22 protein-coding genes are annotated in these 25,716 nt (G+C 71.7%); 9 read left to right on the top strand and 13 right to left on the bottom strand.

Annotated features, from left to right (window positions below; all coding sequences use genetic code 11):
• Window positions 1–40: 40 nt before the first annotated feature.
• On the top strand, window positions 41–1,207 hold the full coding sequence (locus ESG85_RS15895; RefSeq protein WP_128979793.1) for a M48 family metallopeptidase: 1,167 nt from the start codon (window positions 41–43) through the stop codon (window positions 1,205–1,207).
• On the opposite strand, the gene ESG85_RS15890 is transcribed toward ESG85_RS15895, so the two are convergent.
• The 8 genes from ESG85_RS15890 to rfbA all read right to left on the bottom strand — a co-directional run bounded on the left by ESG85_RS15890 (window position 1,192) and on the right by rfbA (window position 9,134).
• Window positions 1,192–2,271 (bottom strand): SCO2583 family membrane protein, encoded by a 1,080-nt coding sequence (locus ESG85_RS15890; RefSeq protein ID WP_128979791.1) that lies wholly within the window; start codon window positions 2,269–2,271, stop codon window positions 1,192–1,194. The genes ESG85_RS15895 and ESG85_RS15890 overlap by 16 nt on opposite strands.
• Window positions 2,272–2,371: 100 nt before the next feature.
• Window positions 2,372–2,959, bottom strand: a complete 588-nt coding sequence (locus tag ESG85_RS15885) for an SCO2584 family spore wall biosynthesis protein (RefSeq protein ID WP_128979789.1) — start codon at window positions 2,957–2,959, stop codon at window positions 2,372–2,374.
• A gap of 89 nt (window positions 2,960–3,048) precedes the next feature.
• Window positions 3,049–4,332 (bottom strand): glutamate-5-semialdehyde dehydrogenase, encoded by a 1,284-nt coding sequence (locus tag ESG85_RS15880; protein WP_128979787.1) that lies wholly within the window; start codon window positions 4,330–4,332, stop codon window positions 3,049–3,051.
• A gap of 120 nt (window positions 4,333–4,452) precedes the next feature.
• Window positions 4,453–4,941: a hypothetical protein gene (locus ESG85_RS15875; protein WP_128979785.1), complete on the bottom strand. Its 489-nt coding sequence runs from the start codon at window positions 4,939–4,941 to the stop codon at window positions 4,453–4,455.
• Window positions 4,942–5,299: 358 nt separating this feature from the next.
• On the bottom strand, window positions 5,300–6,421 hold the full coding sequence (gene proB, locus ESG85_RS15870; RefSeq protein ID WP_181019043.1) for a glutamate 5-kinase: 1,122 nt from the start codon (window positions 6,419–6,421) through the stop codon (window positions 5,300–5,302).
• Between the two features lie 77 nt (window positions 6,422–6,498).
• The gene (gene galE, locus ESG85_RS15865; protein WP_128979783.1) at window positions 6,499–7,521 is read right to left on the bottom strand and encodes a UDP-glucose 4-epimerase GalE; all 1,023 of its coding nucleotides are present in this window, start codon (window positions 7,519–7,521) and stop codon (window positions 6,499–6,501) included.
• A gap of 101 nt (window positions 7,522–7,622) precedes the next feature.
• Window positions 7,623–8,228 carry a dTDP-4-dehydrorhamnose 3,5-epimerase gene (rfbC, locus tag ESG85_RS15860; RefSeq protein ID WP_128979781.1) on the bottom strand — a complete coding sequence of 202 codons (606 nt, stop codon included), beginning with the start codon at window positions 8,226–8,228 and terminating at the stop codon, window positions 7,623–7,625.
• Window positions 8,229–8,255: 27 nt separating this feature from the next.
• Window positions 8,256–9,134, bottom strand: coding sequence for a glucose-1-phosphate thymidylyltransferase RfbA (rfbA, locus tag ESG85_RS15855; protein ID WP_128979779.1), 879 nt, complete (start codon window positions 9,132–9,134; stop codon window positions 8,256–8,258).
• A gap of 150 nt (window positions 9,135–9,284) precedes the next feature.
• Here rfbA and rfbB point away from each other — a divergent pair, with 150 nt between their 5' ends.
• The 8 genes from rfbB (at window position 9,285) to ESG85_RS15815 (ending at window position 18,590) form a co-directional block, all read left to right on the top strand.
• Entirely contained in the window at window positions 9,285–10,271 is a 987-nt protein-coding gene (gene rfbB / locus ESG85_RS15850) for a dTDP-glucose 4,6-dehydratase (RefSeq protein ID WP_128979777.1), read from the top strand.
• Window positions 10,271–11,191 (top strand): dTDP-4-dehydrorhamnose reductase, encoded by a 921-nt coding sequence (rfbD, locus tag ESG85_RS15845; protein ID WP_128979775.1) that lies wholly within the window; start codon window positions 10,271–10,273, stop codon window positions 11,189–11,191. Before rfbB ends, rfbD begins: the two co-directional genes overlap by 1 nt.
• A complete protein-coding gene (locus tag ESG85_RS15840) occupies window positions 11,188–12,456 on the top strand; it encodes a polysaccharide biosynthesis protein (protein ID WP_128979773.1) in 1,269 nt (422 codons plus the stop codon). The genes rfbD and ESG85_RS15840 overlap by 4 nt, the downstream gene beginning before the upstream one ends.
• Before the next feature lie 148 nt (window positions 12,457–12,604).
• Entirely contained in the window at window positions 12,605–12,997 is a 393-nt protein-coding gene (locus tag ESG85_RS15835) for a DUF2304 domain-containing protein (protein WP_246095067.1), read from the top strand.
• Complete coding sequence (locus ESG85_RS15830) at window positions 12,994–13,728, top strand: glycosyltransferase family 2 protein (protein ID WP_128979769.1); 735 nt, start codon at window positions 12,994–12,996, stop codon at window positions 13,726–13,728. Before ESG85_RS15835 ends, ESG85_RS15830 begins: the two co-directional genes overlap by 4 nt.
• Window positions 13,725–14,669, top strand: coding sequence for a glycosyltransferase family 2 protein (locus tag ESG85_RS15825; protein WP_246095065.1), 945 nt, complete (start codon window positions 13,725–13,727; stop codon window positions 14,667–14,669). Before ESG85_RS15830 ends, ESG85_RS15825 begins: the two co-directional genes overlap by 4 nt.
• Before the next feature lie 47 nt (window positions 14,670–14,716).
• Window positions 14,717–16,987 (top strand): bifunctional glycosyltransferase/CDP-glycerol:glycerophosphate glycerophosphotransferase, encoded by a 2,271-nt coding sequence (locus ESG85_RS15820; protein WP_128979767.1) that lies wholly within the window; start codon window positions 14,717–14,719, stop codon window positions 16,985–16,987.
• A gap of 40 nt (window positions 16,988–17,027) precedes the next feature.
• Window positions 17,028–18,590 carry a DUF6020 family protein gene (locus ESG85_RS15815; protein ID WP_128979765.1) on the top strand — a complete coding sequence of 521 codons (1,563 nt, stop codon included), beginning with the start codon at window positions 17,028–17,030 and terminating at the stop codon, window positions 18,588–18,590.
• A 150-nt stretch (window positions 18,591–18,740) separates the two neighbouring features.
• Here ESG85_RS15815 and obgE read toward each other — a convergent pair whose 3' ends face one another.
• The 5 genes from obgE to ESG85_RS15790 all read right to left on the bottom strand — a co-directional run.
• The gene (obgE, locus tag ESG85_RS15810; protein ID WP_128979763.1) at window positions 18,741–20,180 is read right to left on the bottom strand and encodes a GTPase ObgE; all 1,440 of its coding nucleotides are present in this window, start codon (window positions 20,178–20,180) and stop codon (window positions 18,741–18,743) included.
• Window positions 20,181–20,293: 113 nt separating this feature from the next.
• Window positions 20,294–20,548, bottom strand: a complete 255-nt coding sequence (gene rpmA / locus ESG85_RS15805) for a 50S ribosomal protein L27 (RefSeq protein WP_010476314.1) — start codon at window positions 20,546–20,548, stop codon at window positions 20,294–20,296.
• Between the two features lie 14 nt (window positions 20,549–20,562).
• Window positions 20,563–20,883: a 50S ribosomal protein L21 gene (gene rplU, locus ESG85_RS15800; RefSeq protein ID WP_128979761.1), complete on the bottom strand. Its 321-nt coding sequence runs from the start codon at window positions 20,881–20,883 to the stop codon at window positions 20,563–20,565.
• A 185-nt stretch (window positions 20,884–21,068) separates the two neighbouring features.
• Window positions 21,069–21,989 carry a UTP--glucose-1-phosphate uridylyltransferase GalU gene (galU, locus tag ESG85_RS15795; protein ID WP_128979759.1) on the bottom strand — a complete coding sequence of 307 codons (921 nt, stop codon included), beginning with the start codon at window positions 21,987–21,989 and terminating at the stop codon, window positions 21,069–21,071.
• Between the two features lie 90 nt (window positions 21,990–22,079).
• On the bottom strand, window positions 22,080–25,716 hold a 3,637-nt coding region (locus ESG85_RS15790), incomplete at its 5' end, for an Rne/Rng family ribonuclease (protein ID WP_164986252.1).

Here is a 25,716-nt window from a genome sequence, read left to right as displayed (position 1 = left end):
TCAGGGGGACGAGCACGACTCGTACGAACAGGGGGCATCCATGACCGACAACCATCAGGGCCATCTGCCCGGGCGGCAGCGCAAGCGCTTCCCCGGGATCTCCTCACGGGCCTACGAGCACCCGGCCGACCGCTCGGCGCTGGTCGCGCTGCGCAAGCTGAGCGGCTTCGACACGGTCTTCAAGGCACTGAGCGGGCTGCTGCCCGAGCGGAGCCTGCGGCTGCTGTTCCTCTCCGACTCCGTGCGAGTGAGCGACGCCCAGTTCTCCCACCTCAACGACATGCTGCGGGACGCCTGTTACATCCTGGACCTGGAGAAGGTCCCGCCGATGTACGTCACGCAGGACCCGAAGCCGAACGCGATGTGCATCGGTCTCGACGAGCCGATCATCGTGGTCACGACCGGCCTGGTGGAGCTGCTCGACGAGGAGGAGATGCGGGCCGTCGTCGGACACGAGGTAGGGCACGCGCTGTCGGGCCACTCGGTCTACCGGACGATCCTCCTCTTCCTCACCAGCCTGGCGCTCAAGGTCGCCTGGATCCCGCTGGGGAACGTGGCGATCATGGCGATCGTCACGGCGCTGCGCGAGTGGTTCCGCAAGTCGGAGCTGTCGGCCGACCGGGCGGGGCTGCTCGTCGGCCAGGACCTGCAGGCCTCGATGCGCGGTCTGATGAAGATCGCCGGCGGCAACCACCTCCACGAGATGAACGTGGACGCGTTCCTCGCCCAGGCCGACGAGTACGAGAAGGGTGGCGACCTGCGCGACTCCGTCCTGAAGATCCTCAACGTGCTGCCGCGCACCCATCCCTTCACGACCGTGCGGGCGGCCGAGCTGAAGAAGTGGTCCGAGACGCGTGACTACCAGCGGCTCATGGACGGCCACTATCCGCGGCGCTCCGAGGACAAGGACACCTCGGTGACCGACACCTTCCGGGAGTCCGGGCGGCACTACGCGGACCACGTGCGCAGCAGCAAGGATCCGCTGATGAAGCTGGTCAGCGACATAGCCGGCGGGGCCGGAGACCTCGCGGGCGACCTCGGCGGGAAGCTCTTCGGCCGGTTCGGCGGCGCCTCGGGCGGCCAGGGCGGCGCGGGCGGCCAGGGCGGCGCGAAGGGATCGCAAGGGCCGGAGGGATCTCAGGGATCTCAGGGATCCCAGGGCCCGCGGGGTGCGGACGGCGCGGAGCCCGGTCAGAACGAGGGCTGAGCGCTCGGGGCCAGCGCGCCGCAGAGCGAGGAGGTGGTGGGCCGGCCCGTGGCGTACGGGTCGGTGACCGCCTGGCGGCTCGGGTCGGCGGCCCGCTCGCCCGCGAGGAGCGGTCGCAGCGCGCCGGTGGTGTCGGCGTCGCAGGACTGCGGGCCGGCCTCGACGGTGCTGGTCAGCAGTTCGGCCCGGTGCATCCGCAGGTCCTCGCGGTCGAAGCGGAAGTGGACCATGCGGTGGACGGTGAACAGGGAGGCCTGCGGTGCCGGGCCGCTGCCCGAGGTGGCGGGCCGGACGGCGTAGGTGAAGGTGTGGTCCGCGGTGACGTCGAGGACGTCGGTGTCGACCTCCGCGAACCGCAGGGTTCCCTGGACGCGGACGGCCGGGTCGGCGAGGGCGACCTCGTGCGGGTCGAAGCGGATCAGCCAGCCGGAGACGGCGTGACCGCCGTCGTCCTGGGGCGCCTCGACGCTGCGGTCGAACTGCTCCAGCTGGTCGGGGTCGAGGAGGAGCCGGGGCGGGCGGACGGTGCGTCCGGTCAGGACGTCGGGTTCGAGGGAGGAGGCGACCAGGTAGTCCTTGGCGATGCCGAGGGCGGCGACCACCTGGCTCTCGGAGAAGTGCGTGGTGCGCGCGGCGAGGGGGAGGTTGATGCCGGCGGCGCCGGAGGGGTATCCGGCGACGGGACTGTGGGCGAAGAGGCCGGCGGGGGTGCCGCCGGGGACCGGTCCCTGCGGGGCGAGCGGGACCATCGTGATGCGGAGCGGTTCGGCACGCTGGTCGGCAGGCGGCTGGTAGGGGTTGCGGACGCCCAGGTAGACGGCGGTACCGAAGGCCAGCACGATCAGCAGGACGAGCAGCAGGGCCTGCCGGGAGCCGCCGCGGCCCTCATGGGCGGGGCGGGAGCGGACCGCCTGGGAGTGCTCTCCCATCCGCTCCTCGGCGGAGAACTCCTGGAGCCGGGCAGCGCGGACGAACGCCTCGTCGAAGACGAGGTATCGGTACTCGTCCTCACCGCCGGGGAGTCCTTCGGGAGTCCCCTCAGGCGGGTCGCCACGCCCTGCCATACCTTCAGGGTAGGTCGGCGGGCGCTTCGGTAAACGCCCAGGTACACGACAACTTCGGAAGAATCTCCGATGCTGCTGCGGCGAATGGGCGAAGGGCTCCTCAGGGAGCGCTCGGAGCTGCGGGAACCGGCGCTGTGGGGACGGGAGGCGCGGAGGACACCGTGGCGGCGGAGGGGACGGCCCGGGGCTTGTCGACACCGGTGGTGGCCGGCGGGGGCATGCGGTCCTGGCGGTTGGCGGAGGCGCCTCGGTAGACCGCGCTGAAGGCGAGGGCGACCATGCCGACGCCCATGACGAGGGCGAGCACCCAGGCGACGGGCCGGTGCCAGCGGGCGGTGCCGCGATAGGGGCGCAGGGCGCCGCCGTGGGGGCCGTAGGGGCCGAAGTCGTCGTCGGCGGTGTCCGGGTCGTAGCCGTCGGGGTGGCGGGAGAGGTCGTAGCCGTCCTCGTAGGGGTCCTCGTCGGCGAGGCCGGCGACGGCGCGGGCCCGGGCGGCCTCGGCCTCGGCGCGGGCCTGGGCGGCGGCGAGCAGCCGTTCGACGGCGGTGGGCTCGTGGAACTCGGCGGCCCGCACGAAGTCCTCGTCGAAGACCACGGTGGCGAAATCCTCGTCGGCGCCGCCGCGGTCGACAGAGTCATCGGGGTCCCCGCCGTCCTGGAACGGCATGCCCCCCACGTCGTCCGGCACGGGTTCAGAGTAGACCGGGGAGGGGGATTTGGGCAGGGAGAGCGCAAACTGTCCCCACCCCGGTCGGGCGTCCGGCGGGCCGGGGTCGGTTACCGTACGTGACCGTCGCCGGTCACGATGTACTTCGTGGAGGTGAGTTCCGGAAGGCCCATGGGGCCCCTGGCGTGCAGCTTCTGGGTGGAGATGCCGATCTCGGCGCCGAAGCCGAACTGTCCGCCGTCCGTGAAGCGGGTGGAGGCGTTCACGGCGACGGTGGTGGAGTCCACCAGCTGGGTGAAACGGCGGGCCGCGGCCTGCGAGGTGGTGACGATGGCCTCGGTGTGGCCGGAGGACCACAGGCGGATGTGCTCGACGGCCCGGTCGAGGGAGTCGACCACGGCGGCGGCGATGTCGTAGGAGAGGTACTCGGTCTCCCAGTCCTCGGGCGTGGCCGGGACGACGGTGGCCTTGGTGCCCTCGGCGCGGGCGAGGACCCGCTCGTCGGCGTGGACGGTGACGCCGGCCTCGGCCAGGGCGTCCAGGGCGCGCGGCAGGAAGGCGTCCGCGATGTCGCGGTGGACCAGCAGGGTCTCGGCGGCGTTGCAGACGCTGACCCGGTGGGCCTTGGAGTTGATCAGGATGTCGACGGCCGTGTCGAGGTCGGCCTCGGCGTCGACATAGACGTGGCAGTTGCCGGTGCCGGTCTCGATGACCGGGACCGTGGACTCCTCGACGACGGTCTTGATCAGCGAGGCGCCGCCGCGCGGGATGAGGACGTCGACGAGGCCGCGGGCGCGCATCAGCTCGCGGACGGAGTCGCGGGACTCTCCGGGCACGAGCTGGACGGCGTCGGCGGGCAGCCCGGCGCCGCCGACGGCGTCGCGCAGCACCGTCACCAGGGCGGAGTTGGAGGAGTACGCGGAGGAGGAGCCGCGCAGCAGGACGGCGTTGCCGGACTTGAGGCAGAGGGCGGCGGCGTCGACGGTGACGTTGGGCCGGGCCTCGTAGATGATGCCGACGACGCCGAGCGGGACGCGGACCTGGCGCAGGTCGATGCCGTTGGGCAGGGTCGAGCCGCGGACGACCTCGCCGACCGGGTCGGGCAGTGCGGCGACGTGCCGGACGTCGGCGGCGATGGCCCGGACCCGCTCCGGCGTGAGGGTGAGCCGGTCGATGATGGCCTCGCTGGTGCCGGCCTCGCGGGCGCGGGCGATGTCCTCGGCGTTGGCCTCGACGATCTCGGCCGTGCGGACCTCCAGGGCGTCCGCCATGGCCAGCAGGGCGTCGTCCTTGGTCGCGCGCGGGAGTGGCGCGATCTGTGCGGCCGCTGCGCGGGCCCGGTAGGCGGCCTGGGCGACCGGGGACATGTTGTCGAAGGGCATGAGCGAGGTCATGCCCGCAGGGTACTGGCACCACTGCGGACATCCCTCACGTATCCCGCTTCCATCCCGTACTGCGAGACGTCCGCCGACCGGATGGCGAAAGGCCGGTTCTCGTCGGTGCCGGGGGCCGCGTCAGTACGGGTGGACGCCGACCGGGGCGGCCGGGGGCGGGCCGTAGCCCTCGGCGATCCGCTGGTGGTAAGTCTCCCGGTCGATGACCTCCAGGCCGACGATCTCCCACGGCGGCAGCTTGGCGCTCTGCCGGTGCTCGCCCCACAGGCGCAGGGCGACGGCGGCGGCGTCGTGGAGGTCGCGGGCCTCCTCCCAGTAGCGGATCTCCGCGTGGTCGGTCGCATAGCGGCTGGTCAGCAGGAAGGGGTGGTCGTGGGCCAGCTGTTCGAGGGCCCGGCGCACCTCCTGCAGCGGGGCGGCCGCACCGGAGACGCTGAGGGTGATGTGCCAGAGTTTGGACACCTCCCGCTCCGGTGTCCTCGTGTCCGCCCCGGTGTTCTCGGGGGTCTTGTCGAAGGATTCCTCGTCGAAGTCGGCTCCGGCCTCGACGCTCGTCAGGGCGCGTTCGGCCGTCCCGCGGGGCGATGCCCCAGGGCGCGCTCGTCTCACCGGCGGCCTCCTGTGTGATGCCTGTGCTGCGTGCTGCGATCTGCTGCGCGTGCTGGTGGTCCCCACCCTCCGTTGCCCCCGAGACAAAGTTGACCAGCCCGGGGCGGCGCATGGGGCGGTTTTGGTGAAGGTCCCTGCGGGATGACCAGAGTTTCAGCCGTTTCGGTTCACACGGCGGCGCGGGTGACGACCCGCGCCGCGGCCCGAGCGGCGACCCACACGGCCGCCCTCACGACGACCCACGTGTCGCTCGCGAGGCTGCTCCCGCGGCTGCTCCCGCGCCGGCTCGCACGGCCGCTCGCATGGCGGCTCCCCCGGTCGCTCCCATAGCGGCTCCCCCGGTCGCTCCCATGGCGGCTCACATGACGACGAGGTCGTCCCGGTGCACGATCTCGCGCTCGTACTCCGGTCCGAGCTCGCGGGCCAGATCGTGGGTGGAGCGGCCGAGCATCCGGGGGATCTCCTTGGCGTCGAAGTTGACGAGGCCGCGGGCGACGGCGTGGCCCGTGGTGTCCCGCAGCTCCACCGGATCGCCGGCGGTGAACTCGCCGGCGACGGCCGCGACACCCGCCGCGAGCAGCGACTTCTTTCCCTCGACCACGGCCCGTACGGCGCCGTCGTCGAGGGTGAGGTGGCCCTGCGGGGTGGACGCGTGGGCGAGCCACAGCAGCCGGTCGGCGGAGCGGCGGCCGGTGCGGTGGAAGTAGGTGCCGGTGTCGCGGCCGGCGAGGGCGTCGGCGGCGCGGACGGCGGAGGTGAGCACCACCGGGATGCCGGCGGCGGCGGCGATCCTGGCGGCCTCGACCTTGGTGACCATGCCTCCGGTGCCGACGCCCGCCTTGCCGGCCGAGCCGATCTCGACGTGGGCGATGTCGGCCGGACCGCTCACCTCCTGGATGCGCGAGGTGCCGGGCCTGGACGGGTCGCCGTCGTAGAGGCCGTCGACGTCGGAGAGGAGGACGAGCAGGTCGGCGCGGACGAGGTGGGCGACGAGCGCGGCGAGCCGGTCGTTGTCGCCGAAGCGGATCTCGTCCGTGGCCACGGTGTCGTTTTCGTTGACGACGGGCAGGGCGCCCATGGCCAGGAGCTGGTCGAGGGTGCGGTAGGCGTTGCGGTAGTGGGCGCGGCGGCTGGTGTCGTCGGTGGTGAGCAGGACCTGGCCGACGCGTACCCCGTACCGGGCGAAGGAGGCCGTGTAGCGGGCGACGAGCAGGCCCTGGCCGACGCTGGCGGCGGCCTGCTGGCGGGCCAGGTCCTTGGGGCGGCGGGTGAGGCCGAGCGGGGCGAGTCCCGCGGCGATGGCGCCGGAGGAGACCAGGACGATCTCCTTCTCGCCGCCGCTGCGGACCTTGGCGAGGACGTCCACGAGGGCGTCGACGCGGTCGGCGTCGAGGCCGCCGGACGCCGTGGTCAGCGAGGACGAGCCGACCTTCACGACGATCCTGCGGGCTTCCGTCACGTACTGCCTTGCCTCTGTCACCTGCGTGGTCCTCGCCGTCGTGCTCGTGCTCTCGCCTCGACAGGCAATCTACGCGAGCCGGTTCGGGCCCCGCCCGCCTATTCCGCCGGCTGGACAGCGGCCGGAGCGGCGCCGCGGACGGCGCCGTCGGTGCCCCGGGCGCGGGCTTCCCAGGCGGAGGCGATCATGGAACGGACGTCGTGGCGGGCGGTCCAGCCCAGTTCGGCGGAGATCCGCTCGGCGGAGGCGACCACCTTCGCCGGGTCGCCGGGTCGCCGCGCGACGACCTCGGGCTCGACGTCGCGGCCGGTGACCTCGCGGACCAGGCCGATCATCTCCCGTACGGAGACGCCTTCGCCGCGGCCGATGTTGAGCGTGAGGTCGTCGTACGCGCCCTTCGCGGCCCGCTCGGCGAGTCGGCGGGCGGCGGCCAGGTGGGCGTCGGCGAGGTCGGCGACGTGGATGTAGTCGCGGACGCAGGTGCCGTCGGGTGTCGGGTAGTCGTCGCCGAAGATCAGCGGCGGCCGTGCGGCGTCGAGCCGTTCGAAGACCATCGGCACGAGGTTGTTGACGCCGGTGTCGGCAAGTTCGGGGGCGGCGGTGCCGGCCACGTTGAAGTAGCGCAGACAGGCCGTGGCCATGCCGTGGGCGCGGCCCGCCGAGCGCACCATCCACTCGCCCGTGACCTTCGTCTCGCCGTAGGGGCTGAGCGGGGCGCACGGGGTGTCCTCGGTCACCAGGTCAGTGTCGGGCATGCCGTACACGGAGGCGGAGGAGGAGAAGAGGAAGGACCGGACGCCGGCCCCGGCCGCGGCCTCGAGGAGGACCTGGAGGCCGGTGACGTTCTCGCGGTAGTAGAGGAGCGGGAGTTCGACGGACTCGCCGACGGCCTTCTTCGCGGCGAGGTGGACGATCCCGGTGACGGCGTGCTCGCGCAGCACCCGGTCGACGGCCGTGCGGTCGAGGACGCTGCCGCGCTCCAGCGGTACGCCCGCCGGGACGCGGGCCGGGTCGCCGGTGGAGAGGTCGTCGAGGACGGCCACCCGCTCACCGGCCTCCGTCATGGACTTGACCACATGGGAGCCGATGTAGCCGGCGCCGCCGGTGATGAGCCACGTCATTCGGGCAGCCTAACGCGAACGGGGACGAAGCAGGGCGGCCCGGCCGCTCCCCGGAGGGAGACCGCCGGGCCGCCGCCGCACGACTGGGATCCGACGGGGCGTCAGCCGCGCTCCGCCAGCGACGCGCGGAACGCCACGCACTCCTCGTACACCGGCAGGATGCCCGCCTCGCGCGCCTGCGCGAGGGTCGGGCCCTCGGCGTCCTTGGCGGACAGCTCGGGCACGCCGTCGACCGGCCACTCGATGCCGATCTCCGGGTCCAGCGGGTAGACGGTGCGCTCGCGCTCCGGCGCGTAGCCCTCGGAGCAGAGGTACGTCACGGTGGCGTCGTCCGTCAGCGCGCAGAAACCGTGGCCGAGGCCCTCGGAGAGGTAGACGGCCTTGCGGTCCTGGTCGTCGAGGCGCACGGCCTCCCAGCGGCCGAAGGTCGGCGAGCCGACCCGGACGTCCACGATGATGTCGAGGACCGCGCCGCGCACGCACGTCACGTACTTGGCCTGGCCGGGCGGCACGTCGGCGAAGTGGATGCCGCGGACGACACCGGCGGCGGACACCGAGAGGTTGCCCTGCTTCAGGTTCAGCGGGTGGCCGACCGCCTCGGCCATGCGCTCCGCCTTGTACCACTCCAGGAAGAGACCGCGGGCGTCGCCGTGCTGCTGCGGGACGAACTCCCAGGCGCCCTCGATACCAAGGGGGTTGACCTTCATGGAAAGAGCCGTTTCCTCTCTCGGGTCTCAGGCCTGCTCGGCTTCGTGCGCCAGCAGGTCGAGCAGGTAGTCGCCGTATCCGCTCTTCGTCAGCGGCTCGGCGAGGGTGCGCAGGTGGGCGTCGTCGATGAAGCCGGCGCGCCAGGCGGCCTCCTCGAGGCAGCCGATCTTCATGCCCTGGCGCTCCTCGACCACGCGGACGTACTCGGAGGCCTGGACCAGGGACTGGAAGGTGCCGGTGTCCAGCCAGACGGTGCCGCGGTCCAGGACGGAGACCTGGAGCTCGCCGCGGTCGAGGTAGTACTTGTTGACGTCGGTGATCTCCAGCTCGCCGCGGGCGCTCGGCTCGAGGTTCCTGGCGATCTCGACGACCCGGCTGTCGTAGAAGTAGAGGCCCGGCACCGCGTAGCGGGACTTCGGGTTCTTCGGCTTCTCCTCGATGGAACGGGCGACGCCGTTCTCGTCGAAGTCGACGACACCGTAGGCGGTGGGGTCGGAGACGGCGTGGGCGAAGACCACGCCGCCCTCGGGCTGCCCGTACTTCGCGAGCTGCCGGCCGAGGCCGACGCCGTGGAAGATGTTGTCGCCGAGGATCAGGGCGACCGGGTCGTCACCGATGAATTCCTCACCGATGACGAAGGCCTCGGCAATTCCGTTCGGCTTCTCCTGGGTCGCGAACTGGATGTCCAGTCCGAAATCGGACCCGTCGCCCAGAAGCCGCTCGAACTGCGGACGCTCCTCGGGGCCGGTGATGATCAGAATCTCCCTGATGCCCGCCATCACGAGGGTCGACAGGGGGTAATAGATCATCGGCTTGTCGAAGACCGGCATCAGCTGCTTCGACACGGCTCGGGTGATCGGCCACAGTCGGGAGCCGGTACCACCGGCAAGCAAAATTCCACGCATGGGCACGCAGCCTACGGCAGCACCGACGGGCCCACCGCCACCCCCGCCCCCGCCCCGCGTGAGAAGGGCCACTGGCCCTCCGCGTGAGAACGGCCACGGAACACCGGGCGAACTGGTGCCGGCACCCGAGCCCATAGAATGGTGGCCCTTATGAGGATTCTGGTCACCGGCGGCGCCGGGTTCATCGGTTCACAGTTCGTGCGGGCACTGCTCTCCGGAGAGCTGCCCACCAGCGAGGGCGCCCAGGTCACCGTCCTGGACAACCTCACCTATTCGGGTAACGAGGCCAATCTCGCCCCCGTGGCGGACAAGCCCGGATACACCTTCGTCCAGGGCGACATCCGCGACTACGCCACCGTCGACGACGTCATGCGCGGCCAGGACGCGGTGGTGCACTTCGCCGCCGAGTCCCACGTGGACCGTTCGATCCTGGACTCCTCGCCGTTCGTCACCACGAACGTGCTGGGCACCCAGGTGCTCCTCGACGCGGCCAAGCGGCACGGCGTCGGCCGGTTCGTGCACGTCTCCACGGACGAGGTGTACGGCTCGATCGCCGAGGGTTCCTGGACCGAGGACTGGCCGCTCGCGCCGAACTCCCCGTACTCGGCCTCCAAGGCCGGCTCGGACCTGCTGGCGCTGTCGTACCACCGCACGCACGGCATGGACGTCGTGGTGACCCGCTGCTCCAACAACTACGGGCAGTACCACTTCCCCGAGAAGATGATCCCGCTGTTCACCACGAACCTGCTGGACGGGAAGAAGGTCCCGCTGTACGGCGAGGGCCTGAACATCCGCGACTGGCTGCACGTCTCGGACCACTGCCGTGGCATCGAGATGGTGCTCCGCGGCGGACGCGCCGGTGAGGTCTACCACATCGGCGGCGGCACCGAGGTCACCAACAAGGAGCTCACCGGTCTGCTGCTGGACGCCTGCGGCGCCGGCTGGGACATGGTCGAGCACGTCGAGGACCGCAAGGGCCACGACCTGCGCTACTCCCTGTCGATCGCCAAGATCCAGGAGGAGCTCGGCTACCAGCCGCTCGTCACCTTCGAGCAGGGCCTCGCCGACACCGTCCAGTGGTACCGCGACAACCGCGCCTGGTGGGAGCCGCTGAAGGCCAAGGCGGCGCTGGCCTGATGAGTGCCGACGCCCCCACCCGCTGGCTGATCACCGGCGCGGCCGGCATGCTCGGCCGCGACCTCGCCGAGGTCCTGGCCGAGGCCGGCGCCGACGTGACCGCGCTGACCCGCGCCGAGCTCGACATCACCGACGCCGACGCGGTCCGCGCGGCGGTCGACGGCCACGACGTGGTCGTCAACGCCGCCGCCTGGACCGACGTCGACGGCGCCGAGACCGAGGAGGCCGCGGCCACCCGGATCAACGGCGACGGCCCGCGCGCCCTCGCCGCGGCCTGCGCCGTGACCGGCGCGGTGCTGATCCAGGTCTCGACCGACTACGTCTTCCCGGGCGACGCGACCGAGCCGTACCCCCACGACGCCCCGACCTCTCCGGTGAACGCCTACGGCCGCAGCAAGCTCGCGGGCGAGGAGGCGGTCCTGGAGCTGCTGCCCGAGCGCGGCTACGTGGTGCGCACCGCCTGGCTGTACGGCGCCCACGGCCGGAACTTCGTGGCGACGATGCTGAGCCTGGCGGCCCAGCGCGAGACCCTCGACGTGGTCGACGACCAGCGCGGCCAGCCGACCTGGACCCGGGCGCTCGCGTGCCAGCTGCGGGACCTGGGCGCGGCGGCCGTGCGGGGCGAGGCCCCGGCGGGCGTCTACCACGGCACCGCGTCGGAGACGGCGACCTGGTGTGACCTGGCGCGGGCGACGTTCGAGCTGACCGGCCTGGACCCGGAGCGGGTGCGGCCGACCACCTCGGAGAAGTTCGTCCGGCCGGCCCGCCGTCCCTCCTTCAGCGTCCTGGCGCACGAGCGCTGGGCCGAGGCGGGCGTGGCGGTGCAGCCGCACTGGCGCGAGCAGCTCACCGAGGCGCTGAAGGTCATGGCCCCGGGCGCGGGCCCGGCCCCGGTCGAGGGCGGACGGTCGGGCGCGTGACCGTGCTCGACCGCATCACCACCGCTCTGCCGCGCGGTACCGCCTTCGTGGGTATCGGCACCGCGCTGCTCGGCGGGGCGAACTACGTCCATCTCGCGGCGGCGGGCCATTCGCTCTCCGTCGACGACATGGCGAGCTTCTCGGTCCTGTGGACCGTGGTGGCCTCCATAGGTCTGGGTCTGTTCTTCCCGGTCGAGCAGGAGGTCACCCGTGTGGTGGCCGCCCGGGTGGTGGCCGGCGACGGTGCGCTGCCCGTGCTGCGGCGGGGCGCCGTCCTCTCTTCCGCGCTGCTGGCGGCGGTGCTGCTGCCGCTGGCGGTGTGGGCGGGTCCGATCGCGGACCTCCTCTTCCACGGCGACAAGGCTCTGGTGGCCGCGCTCGGCGGCGCCTTCGCGGCGCTGGCCTGCGCGCACGTGACCCGCGGTGTGCTCGCGGGGCTCGGCCGCTTCGAGTCGTACGGGCTGCAGCTGGGGCTCGACGGGCTGCTGAGGATCGTGTTCTCGGTGGCCCTGGCGCTGGCCGGCGTCACGTCCGTGGTGGCGTTCGCCGCGGTGATGACGGTCGCGCCGCTGATCTCGGTGCTGGTGACGCTGCCGCCGGTGCTGCGCGGGGCGCGGCCGGGTTCGACCGCGCACTGGCCCGAGCTGATCGAGCACCTCGGGCTGCTGGTCGGTTCGACGCTGCTCGCCCAGGTGCTCGTGAACATCGCGGTGATCAGCACCAAGCTGATCTCCACGGACGACAGCGCCCTGGTCGCGGCGCTGCTGTCGGCACTGGTCCTGGCCCGCGTGCCGCTCTTCGCGTTCGGCGCCTTCCAGGCCTCGCTGCTGGCGGGTCTGTCCACGGCGCAGGCCGAGGGCGACGCGCAGGGCTACCGGCGGCTGCTGCTGCGGGCCTGCGCGCTCACCGGCGGCATGGGCGTGGTGTTCGGGGTCGTCGCGGTGGCGCTGGGACCGTTCCTGCTGCCGGTGCTGTTCGGCTCTCCGGACGTGCTGGGGCCCGTGGACTTCCTGTGGCTGTCGGTCGGCACGACGCTCTACATGATGGCGATGGTGCTGGGTCAGGCGCTGCTCACGAGTGGCGGCGCACGGCAGCAGCTGGTGTCCTGGATCATCGGTACGGCGGTGCTCCTGGCGGTCACGCTGAGTCCCCTGGAGCTGCGGACCAGGGTCGAGATCGCCTACGCCGTGGGGTCGCTGGCCGTGGTGGCCTGCATGACGATCCTTCTTCGCCCTCGTGTACGCTACCGTTCGGTGCACTCATAGGAATGATCACCATTCCCTCACTCTCCGTGACCAACGCGACGGACAGTGTGCTGCGGTATCGCGGCGTCCTTCGCCCCTCCCCCGGAAAAAGTAGACAGGCCGTTTCCATGAGTCGTCCGATAGACCGGAGCCCCGCGTGAAGTTGTGGATGCTGACTTCGGTCACCGGAGTCTTTCTCGTCGCGTGCATCGTCGAGCTGCTGCGCCGCCGCAAGCTCAAGGAGAAGTACGCCTTCCTCTGGGTGCTCACCGGACTGGTGATCATCCCGCTGGGCTTCTTCCCGAGCGGCCTCGACTCGGTGGCCCGCGCGGTGGGCGTCCGCTCCGGCGTCAGCCTGCTGCTCTTCCTCAGCGTCGCGTTCCTCTTCATCGTCTGCCTCCAGCTGAGCTGGGAGGTGGGTCACCTCGAGGAGGAGGGCCGCACCCTTTCGGAGGAGGTGGCACTGCTCCGCATCGACGTACAGGAACTGCAGAAGCAGGTCGCGGAGCACACCACGTCCGCGGACGCGGCCGGCCGGGCCGGGCAGGGGGGCCTCAAGTGATCGACGGCAAGCGCGTACTGATCATCATGCCCGCGTGGAACGAGGCCGAGGGCGTCGCCGACGTCGTCAAGGAGGTCTACGCGACGCTTCCCGGGGTCGACGTCCTCGTCGTCGACGACGGCTCGGCCGACGACACCAGCCGGGTGGCCCGCTCCGCCGGGGCGACCGTGATGACGCTCCCCTACAACCTCGGCGTGGGCGGCGCGATGCGCGCCGGCTACCGCTACGCGTACGACCGCGGCTACGACGTCGCCATCCAGGTCGACGCCGACGGCCAGCACGACCCGCGCAACGTGCCGGAGCTGCTCGCCCGCCTGGACCAGGGCGCCGACCTCTGCATGGGCGCGCGCTTCGCCGGCACGGGCGACTACGAGACCCGCGGCCCGCGCAAGTGGGCCATGGTCGTGCTCGCCTTCTGGCTGTCGAAGATGGCCAGGACCAAGCTGACCGACGTCACCTCCGGCTTCCGCGCCTCCAACCGCGACCTGATCGACGTCTTCGCGCACTGGTACCCGGTGGAGTACCTGGGCGACACGGTCGAGTCGACCATCGCCGTCGTCCGGGCCGGCTACCGCGTCGAGCAGGTGCCCGTCGCCATGCGCCCGCGCGCCACCGGCACGCCCAGCCAGTCGCCCTGGAAGGCCACGCTCTACCTGGGCCGCATCGGCATGATCCTGCTGCTCGCGCTCAGCCGCCGCTCGGCCCTCGGCCCCAAGGGGAAGACCAAGTGACCGCGGTGCAGAATCCCCGGGGCGCCGACGGCACGACGGCCGGCGAGCCGCTCGACATCATGCTGCCGCACTACGGCGACACCGGTCTGATGCAGGCCGCCGTGCGCAGCGTGCTGGAGCAGAGCGACCCGAACTGGCGCCTGACCGTCGTCGACGACGGCAAGGAGCCCGGCGTGCCCGAGTGGTTCGCCTCCCTCGGCGACAGCCGGGTCCGCTACCTGCGCAACGAGCAGAACCTGGGCATCACCCGGAACTTCCGCAAGTGCGTCGACCTCGTCGAGTCCCGCCACTTCAGCATGCTCGGCAGCGACGATTTGCTGCTGCCGGACTACGTCGCGACCATGCGCGCCGCCGTCGCGGCGTTCCCCCACGCGACGATCTACCAGCCGGGCGTCGAGGTCATCGACGAGCACGGCAAGCCCTCGACGACCCTCGGCGACGAGGTGAAGAAGCGCCTGTACGCGCCGAAGACCACCGGGCGGCGCCTGGTGCTGTCCGGCGAGTCGCTGGCCGCCAACCTCCTCGGCGGCAACTGGCTCTACTTCCCGTCCATCGTCTGGCGTGCCGACGCCGTCAAGGAGATCAGCTTCCGGGAGGACCTCTCGGTCATCCAGGATCTCGCGCTGATCATCGAGCTGATCCGGCGCGGCGGAAAGCTGGTCGTCGACCCGACGACCGTGTTCCGCTACCGCCGGCACTCCGGCAGCCTCTCCTCGGCGGAAGCCGTGTCCGGCGCCCGCTTCGGCGAGGCCGTGCGCTTCTTCCACGAAGTGGCCGACGACCTCGACGCCCACGGCTGGCCGAAGGCCGCGCGCGCCGCGCGTCGCCACCTGTCCATGCGACTGCACGCGCTGACAATGGTTCCGGGGGCGGTGCGGCACGGGCAGTCGAAGACCATACGCACGCTCCTCGGCTACGCCCTGTCCACGAGCCAGCGCTGACCCGGCGGTCACGGCCTGTCTCCCCCGTCAGATTCCACGGTATTGAGATGACACAGACGCACTCCTCCTCCGGTTCCGAAGTCCCCCTGTTCAGCATCATCGTTCCGACGTACAAGGTGCAGGCGTTCCTGCGGGACTGTCTGGACTCGGTGCTCGAGCAGTCGTTCCGGGACTACGAGCTCCTGGTCGTGAACGACTGCTCGCCGGACGGCTGCGGCGCCATCATCGACGACTACGCCAAGGCCGACCCGCGCGTCGTGGCGATGCACCTGGAGCAGAACGTCGGTCTCGGCCGGGCGCGCAACGCGGGCATGGCCCGCGCCAAGGGCAGGTACCTGCTCTTCCTCGACAGCGACGACACGATGCTGCCCGGCTCGCTCCAGGCCATCGCCCGCCGCATCGAGGAGGCCGAGAACCCCGACCTGGTGGTCTTCGACTACTCGCGCACCCACTGGGACGGCCGGATCACGCCGAACGCCCGTGCCGACGTGCTGGCCAAGGCCGCCAAGCAGGGCGTCTTCGCGCTGAAGGACCAGCCGGAGCTGCTCAACCTGCTCCAGGTCGCGTGGAACAAGGCGTACCGCCGGGACTTCATCGAGCAGTGGGGCTTCCAGTACCCCTCGGGCTACTACGAGGACACCCCCTGGACCTACCCGGTCATGATCGCGGCGGAGACCATCGCCGTGCTCGACCGCGTCTGCGTCTACTACCGCCAGCGGCGCCAGGGCAGCATCCTGCACAGCACGAGCCGCAAGCACTTCGACGTGTTCGACCAGTACGACCTGGTCTTCGCGTTCCTCGACGAGAACCCGCGGTTCGACGAGTACCGCGGCGCCCTGTACGAGCGGATGGTCAACCACTTCCGCGTGGTCGACGTCTCGCCCGGCCGCCTGCCCGACGACGCGCGCGCCGAGTTCCGCGAGCGCTGGGCCGAGGCGGAGGGACGTCTCCGTCCCGAGGGCCACCCGGCCGCCCCGCGCGGCAAGGGCCAGATGATCCCGGCCAAGCACCGCGAGAAGGCCCGCAAGACGGTCCGTTCGCTCAAGCAGAAGAAGTCCGTGCCGGCGAAGCTGAAGAAGAAGCTGCGCAAGCGCGTCCTCCAGGCCTACTACCGGGCCCAGCGCCTGCTCCCGGTCCAGCAGGACGTCGCCGTCTTCGCGGCGTACTGGAACGGCTCGTACTCCTGCAACCCGGCGGCGATCCACGAGAAGATGAAGGAACTCGCGCCCGGCATGAAGGCGGTGTGGATCCTCAAGAACGACGCCACCAGCCGTCCGCCGAAGGGCGTGCCGACCGTCCACCCGGGCTCGCTCGGGTTCTGGAAGGCCATGGCGCGCGGCAAGTACTTCGTCAACAACGTCAACTTCCCGCCGTCCGTGGTCAAGCGCCCCGGTCAGGTCCACCTCCAGACCCACCACGGCACCCCGCTCAAGCGCATGGGCGTCGACCTGGCGGACTACCCGGTCGGCCGTCGCGGGATGAACCTGGTCCGGCTGATGGACCGGGTGGACCGCTGGGACTACAGCCTCACCTCCAACAGCTTCTCCACCGCCGCCTGGGACCGCGCCTACCCCTCGTACTACGAGGCGCTGGAGTACGGCTACCCGCGCAACGACCAGCTCGTGAACGCGTCGGCGGCGGACGTGGCCGCGGCCCGCAAGAAGCTCGGCATCGCCGAGGGCACCAAGGTGATCCTCTACACGCCGACGCACCGCGACTACCACGACGCCCCGAAGCAGATGCTGGACCTGGAGAAGTTCGCGGAGACGGTCGGCTCCGAGTTCACGCTCCTGGTGCGCGCGCACTACTTCTACGACCAGAGCCTGCTGGCCTCCGGTTCGGCCGGCGGCGCGCGTCTGGTCGACGTGAGCTCCTACCCGTCGGTCGAGGAGCTGTACCTCGCCGCGGACTGCCTGCTCACGGACTACTCGTCGGTGATGTTCGACTACGCGAACCTCGACCGGCCGATCGTCATCTACGCGAACGACTGGGAGGTGTACCGCACCACGCGCGGCACCTACTTCGACATCACCGTCGACACTCCCGGTGTGACCGTGCAGACCGAGGAGGAGCTGCTGGAGGTCTTCACCTCGGGCCGCTGGAACGGGCCCGAGTCGGACGCGGCCCGTGCCGAGTTCCGCAGGACCTTCTGCGAGTTCGACGACGGCCGGGCGGCCGAGCGGGTGGTGCGCAAGGTGTTCCTCGGCCAGAACGAGGTTCCGCCGGTGCTGCCGATCGGTGAGCGTCCGGTGCCGCCGCGGCCGGGACAGCAGCCGCTGGCCGAGGTGACCCGGCCCCGTGACCGAGAGACCGTCTGAACCGGCTAACCTGTTCGACTGTCCCGACCGTCCGTCCACTATGCCCAGCGGAGCCGAGTTGAAACTCCCGCGCAACGCCTTCCTCAGCAAGCAGTGGGAGAGAATCCCGGAGAAGCGCCGACTGCCTTTCGCGGTCTTCGCGACGACGCAGGTTCTCTTCCTGCTCTGGTGGGCGGCGTTCTTCCCCGGCGCCCTGAGCTACGACTCGATCACCTACGTCTGGCACGTCACCACCGACAACTGGATGTCGAACCACTCCGTGGTCTACGACTCCCTGGTGTGGCTGTCGCTGAACACCACCGGTGATCTGTGGATCCTGACGCTGGCCCAGACGGTCGCCATGTCGGCGACGCTCGCCTACTGCGCCGGCACCCTGCGGAAGTGGGGTGTCCGGCAGCGGTGGGCGGCCGTCGCCGCGTGCGTGCCGGCGCTGCTGCCGCCGACCGCCGTCTTCGTCATCTTCGTGTGGAAGGACGTGCCGTTCGTCATCGGCTCGATCCTCGCCTTCGGCGCGGCGGGCCGGCTGGCGGCACGGCGGGCCCGCGGCCGCCAGACCGTCCGGGACAAGGACTTCTACCGCACCGTCGCCCTGCTCTTCCTGGGCTTCCTGGCCGTGGCGCTGTTCCGCAACAACGGCATGCTGGTCGCCGTCGTCGCCGCGCCGATCCTGCTGATCGCCCTGCCGTCGATGCGGCGCTGGGTGCTCGCGGCGACCGCCGTGCCGGTGCTGATCTTCGGTCTGCTGACCGCCGTGATCTACCCGGCGGCCGGGGTGAAGACCCCGCCGAAGGACGCCGTGTACGCCTTCTTCTACGCGGACATCGCCGTCGCCTACGGGCAGCGCCCCGGGTTCTTCACCAAGGAGGACAAGGCGCTGATGTCCAGCATCGCGCCGCTGTCCCACTGGAAGGGCCGCGCGGCCAACTGCTACAACGCCGACTGGGCGATGGAGTCCCCGCCGATGAACCGGCCCCTCGCGGCCGAGCGCAACGACGAGCTGATGGCCCTGTGGGAGCGGGTCATGAAGCGGACGCCGGACCTGGTCATCGGCGCGCGGGTGTGCCGGGCGCACATCGCGTGGGCGATCTTCCCCGGCCCGAAGGAGCTGCGGGCGAACACGCTGCTGAGCGACCCGCAGACCTCGAAGACGCTGTTCAGCTACCTCAAGTGGAACGAGGAGATCAAGCGCAGCGAGTACCGGCCGAAGCTGAAGATCCGCCCGCTGTCGGAGCCGCTGCACAAGGTCGCGGACTTCTCCTGGCGCACGTTCAAGGTGCCGCAGCTGCAGTGGCTGCTGTTCCGCGGGGCGATCTGGTGCTACGCGACGTACGCGATCGTGCTGCTGTTCCGCCGCCGCACCAAGCTGAAGGGCACGACGGCGCTGTTCGCGGTCACGCTGGGCCTCCAGCTGACCGTCCTCGCCGCGAACCCGGCGCCGCTGTGGCGCTACATGATCGGCCCGATCTTCATCGGCATCCTGATCCTGCCGCTGCTCCGGGCGAAGCCCGGCTTCGGCCCGCGCCCGGACCGGACGTCCACGGGACCGACGGAGTCGAAGCAGCAGGACTCCGACCCGGAACCGGAACCGGCCCCGGTCGCCTGACGAGTCCGTGAAAGGGGCCCGGCCTCCTCTGACGAGGAGACCGGGCCCCTTTCGCATGCCTGCGGTACGGCGTTTCGTATGCCTGCGGTACGGCGTTTCGGTATGCCTGCGGTACGGCAAGGGGCCGCGGCCGGCGGCCCCCTGCACGCCCTAGAACGGGTCGAACTCGTCGAACTCGCGCTGGGCGTCGTCGCGCTCGGCCTGGCGGTCGCGGCGGCGCTGGGCGGCCGGGCGGGGCGCCTCCATGCGGTGGTCCTCGCCGCGGCGGCCGAGCATCTCGGCGCCCGCGACCATCGAGGGCTCCCAGTCGAAGACGACCGCGTTCTCCTCGGAGCCGATCGCGACGCCGTCGCCGGCGCGGGCGCCGGCCTTCATCAGCTCGTCCTCGACGCCCAGGCGGTTGAGGCGGTCGGCGAGGTAGCCGACGGCCTCGTCGTTGTTGAAGTCGGTCTGGCGGACCCAGCGCTCGGGCTTCTCGCCGCGCACCCGGTACACGTCCTCGTGCTCGTCGTAGGTGACGGTGAAGCCGGCGTCGTCGACCGCCTTCGGGCGGATGACGATGCGGGTCGCCTCCTCCTTCGGCTTGGCCGCGCGGGCCTTCGCGACGATGTCGGCCAGCGCGAAGGAGAGTTCCTTCAGGCCCGTGCGGGCGATCGCGGAGACCTCGAAGACGCGGTAGCCGCGCTCCTCCAGGTCCGGGCGGATCATGTCCGCGAGGTCCTGGCCGTCCGGGATGTCGATCTTGTTGAGGACGACGATGCGCGGGCGGTCGTCGAGGCCGCCGTACTGCTTCAGCTCCTCCTCGATGACGTCGAGGTCGGTGACCGGATCGCGGTCGGACTCCAGCGTCGCCGTGTCGAGGACGTGCACCAGCACCGAGCAGCGCTCGACGTGGCGCAGGAACTCCAGGCCGAGGCCGCGGCCCTGGCTGGCGCCCGGGATCAGGCCGGGGACGTCGGCGATGGTGTAGACGGTCGAGCCGGCCGTGACCACGCCGAGGTTCGGCACGAGGGTCGTGAAGGGGTAGTCCGCGATCTTCGGCTTCGCGGCCGAGAGGACCGAGATCAGCGAGGACTTGCCGGCGCTCGGGTAGCCGACGAGCGCCACGTCGGCGACCGTCTTGAGCTCCAGGACGATGTCCTGGAGGTCGCCGGGCTCGCCGAGCAGCGCGAAGCCGGGCGCCTTACGCCGGGCGGAGGCCAGCGCCGCGTTGCCGAGGCCGCCACGGCCGCCCTGGGCAGCGACGTAGGTGGTGCCCTCGCCGACCAGGTCGGCGAGCACGTTGCCCTTCTTGTCGAGGACGACGGTGCCGTCGGGCACGGTCAGGACCAGGTCCTGGCCGTCCTTGCCGGAGCGGTTGCCGCCCTCACCGGGCTTGCCGTTGGTCGCCTTGCGGTGCGGCGAGTGGTGGTACTCGAGGAGCGTCGTGACGGACTGGTCGACGACCAGGATCACGTCGCCGCCACGGCCGCCGTTGCCGCCGTCCGGGCCGCCGAGCGGCTTGAACTTCTCCCGGTGGACGGAGGCGCAGCCGTGGCCTCCGTTACCCGCGGCGACGTGCAGCTCGACGCGGTCCACGAAGGTGGTCATGGTTGGGCCTCCAGAGAGCTAAAGCTATGGGTGGGAATGTCTATCTAGTAACACGCGAAAGGCGGACCCGCTTCCCTTCCGGGAAGTGAGGTCCGCCTCCGCACAGTGTCCGATCAGGCGACCGGAACGATGTTCACGACCTTGCGGCCACGGAAGGTGCCGAACTGCACCGAACCGGCCTGCAGGGCGAACAGCGTGTCGTCGCCGCCACGGCCGACGCCCGCGCCCGGGTGGAAGTGGGTGCCGCGCTGGCGGACCAGGATCTCACCCGCGTTGACGACCTGACCGCCGAAGCGCTTCACGCCGAGCCGCTGGGCGTTGGAATCGCGACCGTTCCGGGTGGACGATGCGCCCTTCTTGTGTGCCATTGCTCAGTCCCTCTTTACTTCGCGGCCGTCGGGATGGACGTGACCTTGATCGCCGTGTACTGCTGACGGTGACCCTGGCGACGGCGGTAGCCGGTCTTGTTCTTGTAGCGCAGGATGTCGATCTTGGCGCCCTTGGTGTGGTCCACGACCTCGGCCTGGACCTTGATGCCCGCCAGGACCCACGGGTCGCTGGTCACGGCGTCGCCGTCGACGACGAGCAGGGTCGAGAGCTCGACCGTGTCGCCGATCTTGGCGGTGGAAATCTTGTCAACCTCAACGATGTCGCCGACAGCAACCTTGTGCTGGCGACCACCGCTGCGCACGATGGCGTACACGCGGACTCTCTCTCACTCGGAAACGGGACCTCTGACGCCAGCCGCCCACGCGCGGGCCTGGGGCCTGCGGTGGTCCGGGATCGGACGAGCGGCCTCTCCCGGAGAACCGGGAGGGAGGTGCTCAGAGGTGCGGCGTATCAGTCGACACGCCGACGGTCTAGGTTACGGGCGGCTCCCGTGGGGGGTCAAATCCCGGGGGTTTCGGCACTCTCGGCGACGAAGGCCTTGAGCCAGGCGCGGAAGTCCGGGCCGAGGTCCTCGCGCTCGCACGCAAGGCGCACGATGGCCCGCAGGTAGTCGCCGCGGTCGCCGGTGTCGTAACGGCGGCCCTTGAAGACCACGCCGTGCACGGGCCCGCCGAGACTCTCGTCGGCCGCCATCTTCTGCAGCGCGTCGGTCAGCTGGATCTCGCCGCCGCGGCCCGGCTCGGTTCCGCTCAGCACGTCGAAGACGGCCGGGTCGAGGACGTAACGGCCGATGATCGCGTAGTTGCTGGGCGCCTCGGACGGGTCCGGCTTCTCGACGAGCCCGGTGATCCGTACGACGTCGGCGTCGGCGGCCGGCTCGACGGCGGCGCAGCCGTACAGGTGGATCTGCGCCGGGTCGACCTCCATGAGGGCGACGACGCTGCCGCCCTGCTCGGCGAGGACCTCCAGCATGCGGGCCAGCAGGGGGTCGCGCGGGTCGATCAGGTCGTCGCCGAGGAGCACGGCGAACGGCTCGTCGCCGACGTGCGGCTGCGCGCACAGCACCGCGTGGCCCAGGCCGCGGGGGTCGCCCTGGCGCACGTAGTGCATGGTGGCCAGCTCGCTGGACTCCTGGACGCGCGCCAGGCGCTCCTCGTCGCCCTTGCGGACCAGCGCCTCCTCCAGCTCGTAGTTCCGGTCGAAGTGGTCCTCGAGCGGGCGCTTGTTGCGGCCCGTGATCATCAGGACGTCCGACAGCCCGGCGGAAACCGCCTCCTCCACGACGTACTGGATCGCCGGCTTGTCGACGACCGGCAGCATCTCCTTCGGCGTCGCCTTGGTGGCCGGCAGGAAGCGCGTGCCGAGGCCGGCGGCGGGGATCACGGCCTTGCGCACGCGGGGGGCGGGGGTGTTGTTCATCGGGCTGGTTCCTGGTTCCGATTCCGGTTGAATGCCGTGTGGACCGTCCTCGGCGGGAGGACGGTCCACACGGGTCGCGTCGGTGACTGGTCAGTCCTGCGCGGGGGCGGCGGTCTTCTTGGCGGCCGCCTTCTTGGCGGTCGTCTTCTTCGCCGCCGTCTTCTTGGCCGCCGTCTTCTTGGTGGCGGCCTTCTTCGCGGTGGCCTTCTTGGCGGCGGTCTTGCGGGCCGTCTTCTTGGCCGGAGCGGCGGCCTCGGCGGCCTCCTCCGCGGACGGGGCGGACCCTGCGCCGGGCTCCGTGGTCCCGGAGTCCGCCGTCTCGGCGGCCGGGGCGGCGGACGCCACCACGACCACGGCGGCCTCCTCGGCACCGGCCGACGCACCCGCCGGGGCGGTCGCCTTGCGGACCACCCGGCGGCGCGCCCGCGGCGGGGCGGCCACGGGGGCCTCCTCGACGACGGCCGGCTCCACGACGGGGGCCTCGGCGACGGCCGGGGTCTCCTCGACGGCGACCGTCTCGACCGCCGTCTCGGCGACCGGCTCGGCGGCCGGCTCCGCGGTGGCGGTCACCGGCGCCGTGGCCTTGCGGGTGGCACGGCGGCGGGTACGCGGCGCGGGCGTCTCCTCCGCGGCCGGCTCGGCCACGGGGGCCTCGGCGGCCGGGGCCGGAGCGGCCGGGGTCTCGGCGACCGGGGCCGGGGCCTCAACCTTCGCCTTCTCCTCCGCCTTCGGCTGCTGCTCGGCCCTGGCCTTCCTGCCCTTCGGCTCCGGTACGACGACCTCGTAGGTCTCCGTCTCGGTCACCGCCGGCGAGGCGACGGGAGCCGACACCCGGCGGGTCGCCCGGCGACGGCCACGGCCGCGGGCGGCGGCCGCCTCGGCCTCGGCGATGCTGCCGTACAGCTCCTCGTCCGCGCCGATCAGCTCGGGCACGGCCACCGGGGCCGCGAGCTCCGCCGCGACCTCGGCCGGCGTCTCGACCTGCTCGGCCGGCGCCTCGTGGGTCTCGGCCGGGGTCGCGACGGCCTCGTGGGCGTGCTCGTGACCGTGCTCGTGAGCGTCGCCGCCGCGGCCGCGCTTCTTCGAGCGCTTGCCGCCGCCACCGCCGCCGTGCGAGGACGGCTGCTCCATGTGGACGATGACACCGCGGCCGTTGCAGTGGACGCAGGTCTCCGAGAAGGACTCCAGGAGGCCCTGGCCGACCCGCTTGCGGGTCATCTGGACCAGGCCCAGCGAGGTGACCTCGGCCACCTGGTGCTTGGTCCGGTCGCGGCCCAGGCACTCCAGGAGGCGGCGCAGCACCAGGTCGCGGTTGGACTCCAGGACCATGTCGATGAAGTCGATGACGACGATGCCGCCGAGGTCGCGCAGGCGCAGCTGGCGGACGATCTCCTCGGCCGCCTCCAGGTTGTTCCGGGTGACGGTCTCCTCGAGGTTGCCGCCCTGGCCCGTGAACTTGCCGGTGTTGACGTCGACGACGACCATCGCCTCGGTCTTGTCGATCACCAGCGAGCCGCCGGACGGCAGCCAGACCTTGCGGTCGAGCGCCTTCATCAGCTGCTCGTCGATCCGGTACGTCGCGAAGACGTCGACCTCGCTGGTCCACTTGGACAGGCGGTCGGTGAGGTCCGGGGCGACGTGGCCGACGTAGCCGTGGATGGTCTCCCACGCCTCGTCACCGCTGACGATGACCTTGGAGAAGTCCTCGTTGAAGATGTCGCGGACGACCCGGACGGTCATGTCCGGCTCGCCGTACAGCAGGGTCGGCGCGTTGCCGCTCTTCGCCTTCTTCTGGATGTCCTCCCACTGCGCCTGCAGCCGCTCGACGTCACGGCGCAGCTCGTCCTCGCTCGCGCCCTCAGCGGCGGTGCGCACGATGACGCCCGCGTCCTCGGGGACGATCTTCTTGAGGATGGTCTTCAGACGGGCGCGCTCGGTGTCCGGGAGCTTGCGGCTGATGCCGGTCATGGAGCCCTCGGGCACGTACACGAGGTAGCGGCCCGGGAGGGAGACCTGGCTGGTCAGACGGGCGCCCTTGTGGCCGATCGGGTCCTTCGTGACCTGCACGAGGACCGACTGGCCGGACTTGAGGGCGGACTCGATGCGGCGCGGCCCGTTGGCCATGCCGAGCGCCTCGAAGTTCACCTCGCCGGCGTACAGGACGGCGTTGCGGCCCTTGCCGATGTCGACGAAGGCGGCCTCCATGGACGGCAGCACGTTCTGGACCTTGCCCAGGTAGACGTTGCCGACGTACGAGGTGGCCTGCTCCTTGTTGACGTAGTGCTCGACGAGCACGTTGTCCTCGAGGACGCCGATCTGGGTGCGCTCGCCGTTCTGGCGGACGACCATGACGCGCTCGACGGCCTCGCGGCGGGCGAGGAACTCGGCCTCCGTGATGATCGGGACGCGGCGGCGGCCCTGCTCGCGGCCCTCGCGGCGGCGCTGCTTCTTGGCCTCCAGGCGGGTGGAGCCCTTGATGGACTGCACCTCGTCGGACGGCTCGGCCTTCTCGCGGGCCGGGCGCGGCTCGCGGACCTTGACGACCGTGCGGACGCCGTCCTCGTCGGTCGTCTCGGCCTCGCCGGCGGCGTCGCCGCTGCGCCGGCGGCGACGGCGGCGACGGCGGGAGCTGCTGGAGCCGCCGGCCTCGGTCTCCTCGCCCTCCTCCGGCTCCTCCTCGGCGTCGGACTCGGTCTCCTCGGCGTCGGTCTCCTCGCCCTCCTCCTCGGTCTCCTCGACCTCGGAGAGCTCGCCGCGGCGACGGCGACGGCCGCCACGGCGACGGCGACGGGACGGACGGTCCTCGTACTCGTCGCCCTCCTCGGCCTCGGCCTCGGCCTCCGCCTCGGGGGTGGACTCGACCTCGGGCTCGTCGGCGACGGTGGCCGGGACGGGCTCGACGGCGACCGGCTCGCCACGGCGGCGGCGACGGCGGCGGGAGCGCGGCGACTCCTCGGCCTCGACGGCCTCGACCGTCTCGACGGCCTCGGGAGTCTCGGCGGTCTCCTCCTCCGGCTCCTCCTCGACGACCTCGGCGGCGGCCATGGCCGCGGCGGTCTCCGGAGTCTGGAACATGGGCTCGGTGAAGACCGGGGCCTGGAAGACGGCGACGGCCGGACGGGTGGCGCGGCGGGAGCGCGGCGCCTCCTCGGTCTCGGACGGCGCGGCGAACTGCGGCGAGGTGGCGCGGCGGCGGGAGCGGCCACGGGTGGCGGCCTGCTCGGCGGCGGCGACCTCGACGGCGTGCGAGGCGATCTCCTCGACGGTGTCGGCGGGCAGCTCCTCGCCGGAGGTCTCGGCGGAGAGCTCGGCGGCCACGTCCGGGGTCACCTCGGGCGTCCCGGTCCTGCGGGTGGCACGGCGGCGGGTACGGGGCGCGGGGGCGGCCTCCGCGGCGACCGGAGCGGCGGTCTCGGCGGCCGGGGCCCCGGCGGCGGGCTCCTCGGCCGGGGTCTCGGCCACGGTCTCGGCAGCGGTCTCGGTCTCGACCGGCTCAGGGGACGTCACGGCGCGGGTCGCGCGGCGACGGGTACGGCGGGCCGGAGCGGCCTCCTCGACGGGCGCGGCCTCAGCGGCGGGCGCCACGGCCTCGGCCGGGGCCTCGGCAGCGGGCTCGGTCTCGGCAGCGGTCTCGACCGGCTCCGGGGACGTCACGGCGCGGGTCGCGCGGCGACGGGTACGGCGGGCCGGAGCGGCCTCCTCGACGGGCGCGGCCTCAGCGGCGGGC

Origin of the sequence: Streptomyces roseicoloratus (assembly GCF_004117935.1) — a bacterium.
Classification (GTDB): Bacteria; Actinomycetota; Actinomycetes; order Streptomycetales; family Streptomycetaceae; genus Streptomyces; species Streptomyces roseicoloratus.
This window is presented reverse-complemented; position numbering and strand designations above follow the sequence as displayed.

What these genes read in the sequence shown, in the direction of transcription:
- ESG85_RS15895 (WP_128979793.1), top strand. Translation starts at nt 41, where the DNA reads ATGACCGACAACCATCAGGGCCATCTGCCCGGGCGGCAGCGCAAGCGC.
- ESG85_RS15890 (WP_128979791.1), bottom strand. Translation starts at nt 2,271, where the DNA reads ATGGCAGGGCGTGGCGACCCGCCTGAGGGGACTCCCGAAGGACTCCCC.
- ESG85_RS15880 (WP_128979787.1), bottom strand. Translation starts at nt 4,332, where the DNA reads ATGACCTCGCTCATGCCCTTCGACAACATGTCCCCGGTCGCCCAGGCC.
- galE (WP_128979783.1), bottom strand. Translation starts at nt 7,521, where the DNA reads ATGACGTGGCTCATCACCGGCGGCGCCGGCTACATCGGCTCCCATGTG.
- rfbC (WP_128979781.1), bottom strand. Translation starts at nt 8,228, where the DNA reads ATGAAGGTCAACCCCCTTGGTATCGAGGGCGCCTGGGAGTTCGTCCCG.
- rfbA (WP_128979779.1), bottom strand. Translation starts at nt 9,134, where the DNA reads ATGCGTGGAATTTTGCTTGCCGGTGGTACCGGCTCCCGACTGTGGCCG.
- rfbB (WP_128979777.1), top strand. Translation starts at nt 9,285, where the DNA reads ATGAGGATTCTGGTCACCGGCGGCGCCGGGTTCATCGGTTCACAGTTC.
- rfbD (WP_128979775.1), top strand. Translation starts at nt 10,271, where the DNA reads ATGAGTGCCGACGCCCCCACCCGCTGGCTGATCACCGGCGCGGCCGGC.
- ESG85_RS15835 (WP_246095067.1), top strand. Translation starts at nt 12,605, where the DNA reads ATGCTGACTTCGGTCACCGGAGTCTTTCTCGTCGCGTGCATCGTCGAG.
- ESG85_RS15820 (WP_128979767.1), top strand. Translation starts at nt 14,717, where the DNA reads ATGACACAGACGCACTCCTCCTCCGGTTCCGAAGTCCCCCTGTTCAGC.
- ESG85_RS15815 (WP_128979765.1), top strand. Translation starts at nt 17,028, where the DNA reads ATGCCCAGCGGAGCCGAGTTGAAACTCCCGCGCAACGCCTTCCTCAGC.
- obgE (WP_128979763.1), bottom strand. Translation starts at nt 20,180, where the DNA reads ATGACCACCTTCGTGGACCGCGTCGAGCTGCACGTCGCCGCGGGTAAC.
- rpmA (WP_010476314.1), bottom strand. Translation starts at nt 20,548, where the DNA reads ATGGCACACAAGAAGGGCGCATCGTCCACCCGGAACGGTCGCGATTCC.
- galU (WP_128979759.1), bottom strand. Translation starts at nt 21,989, where the DNA reads ATGAACAACACCCCCGCCCCCCGCGTGCGCAAGGCCGTGATCCCCGCC.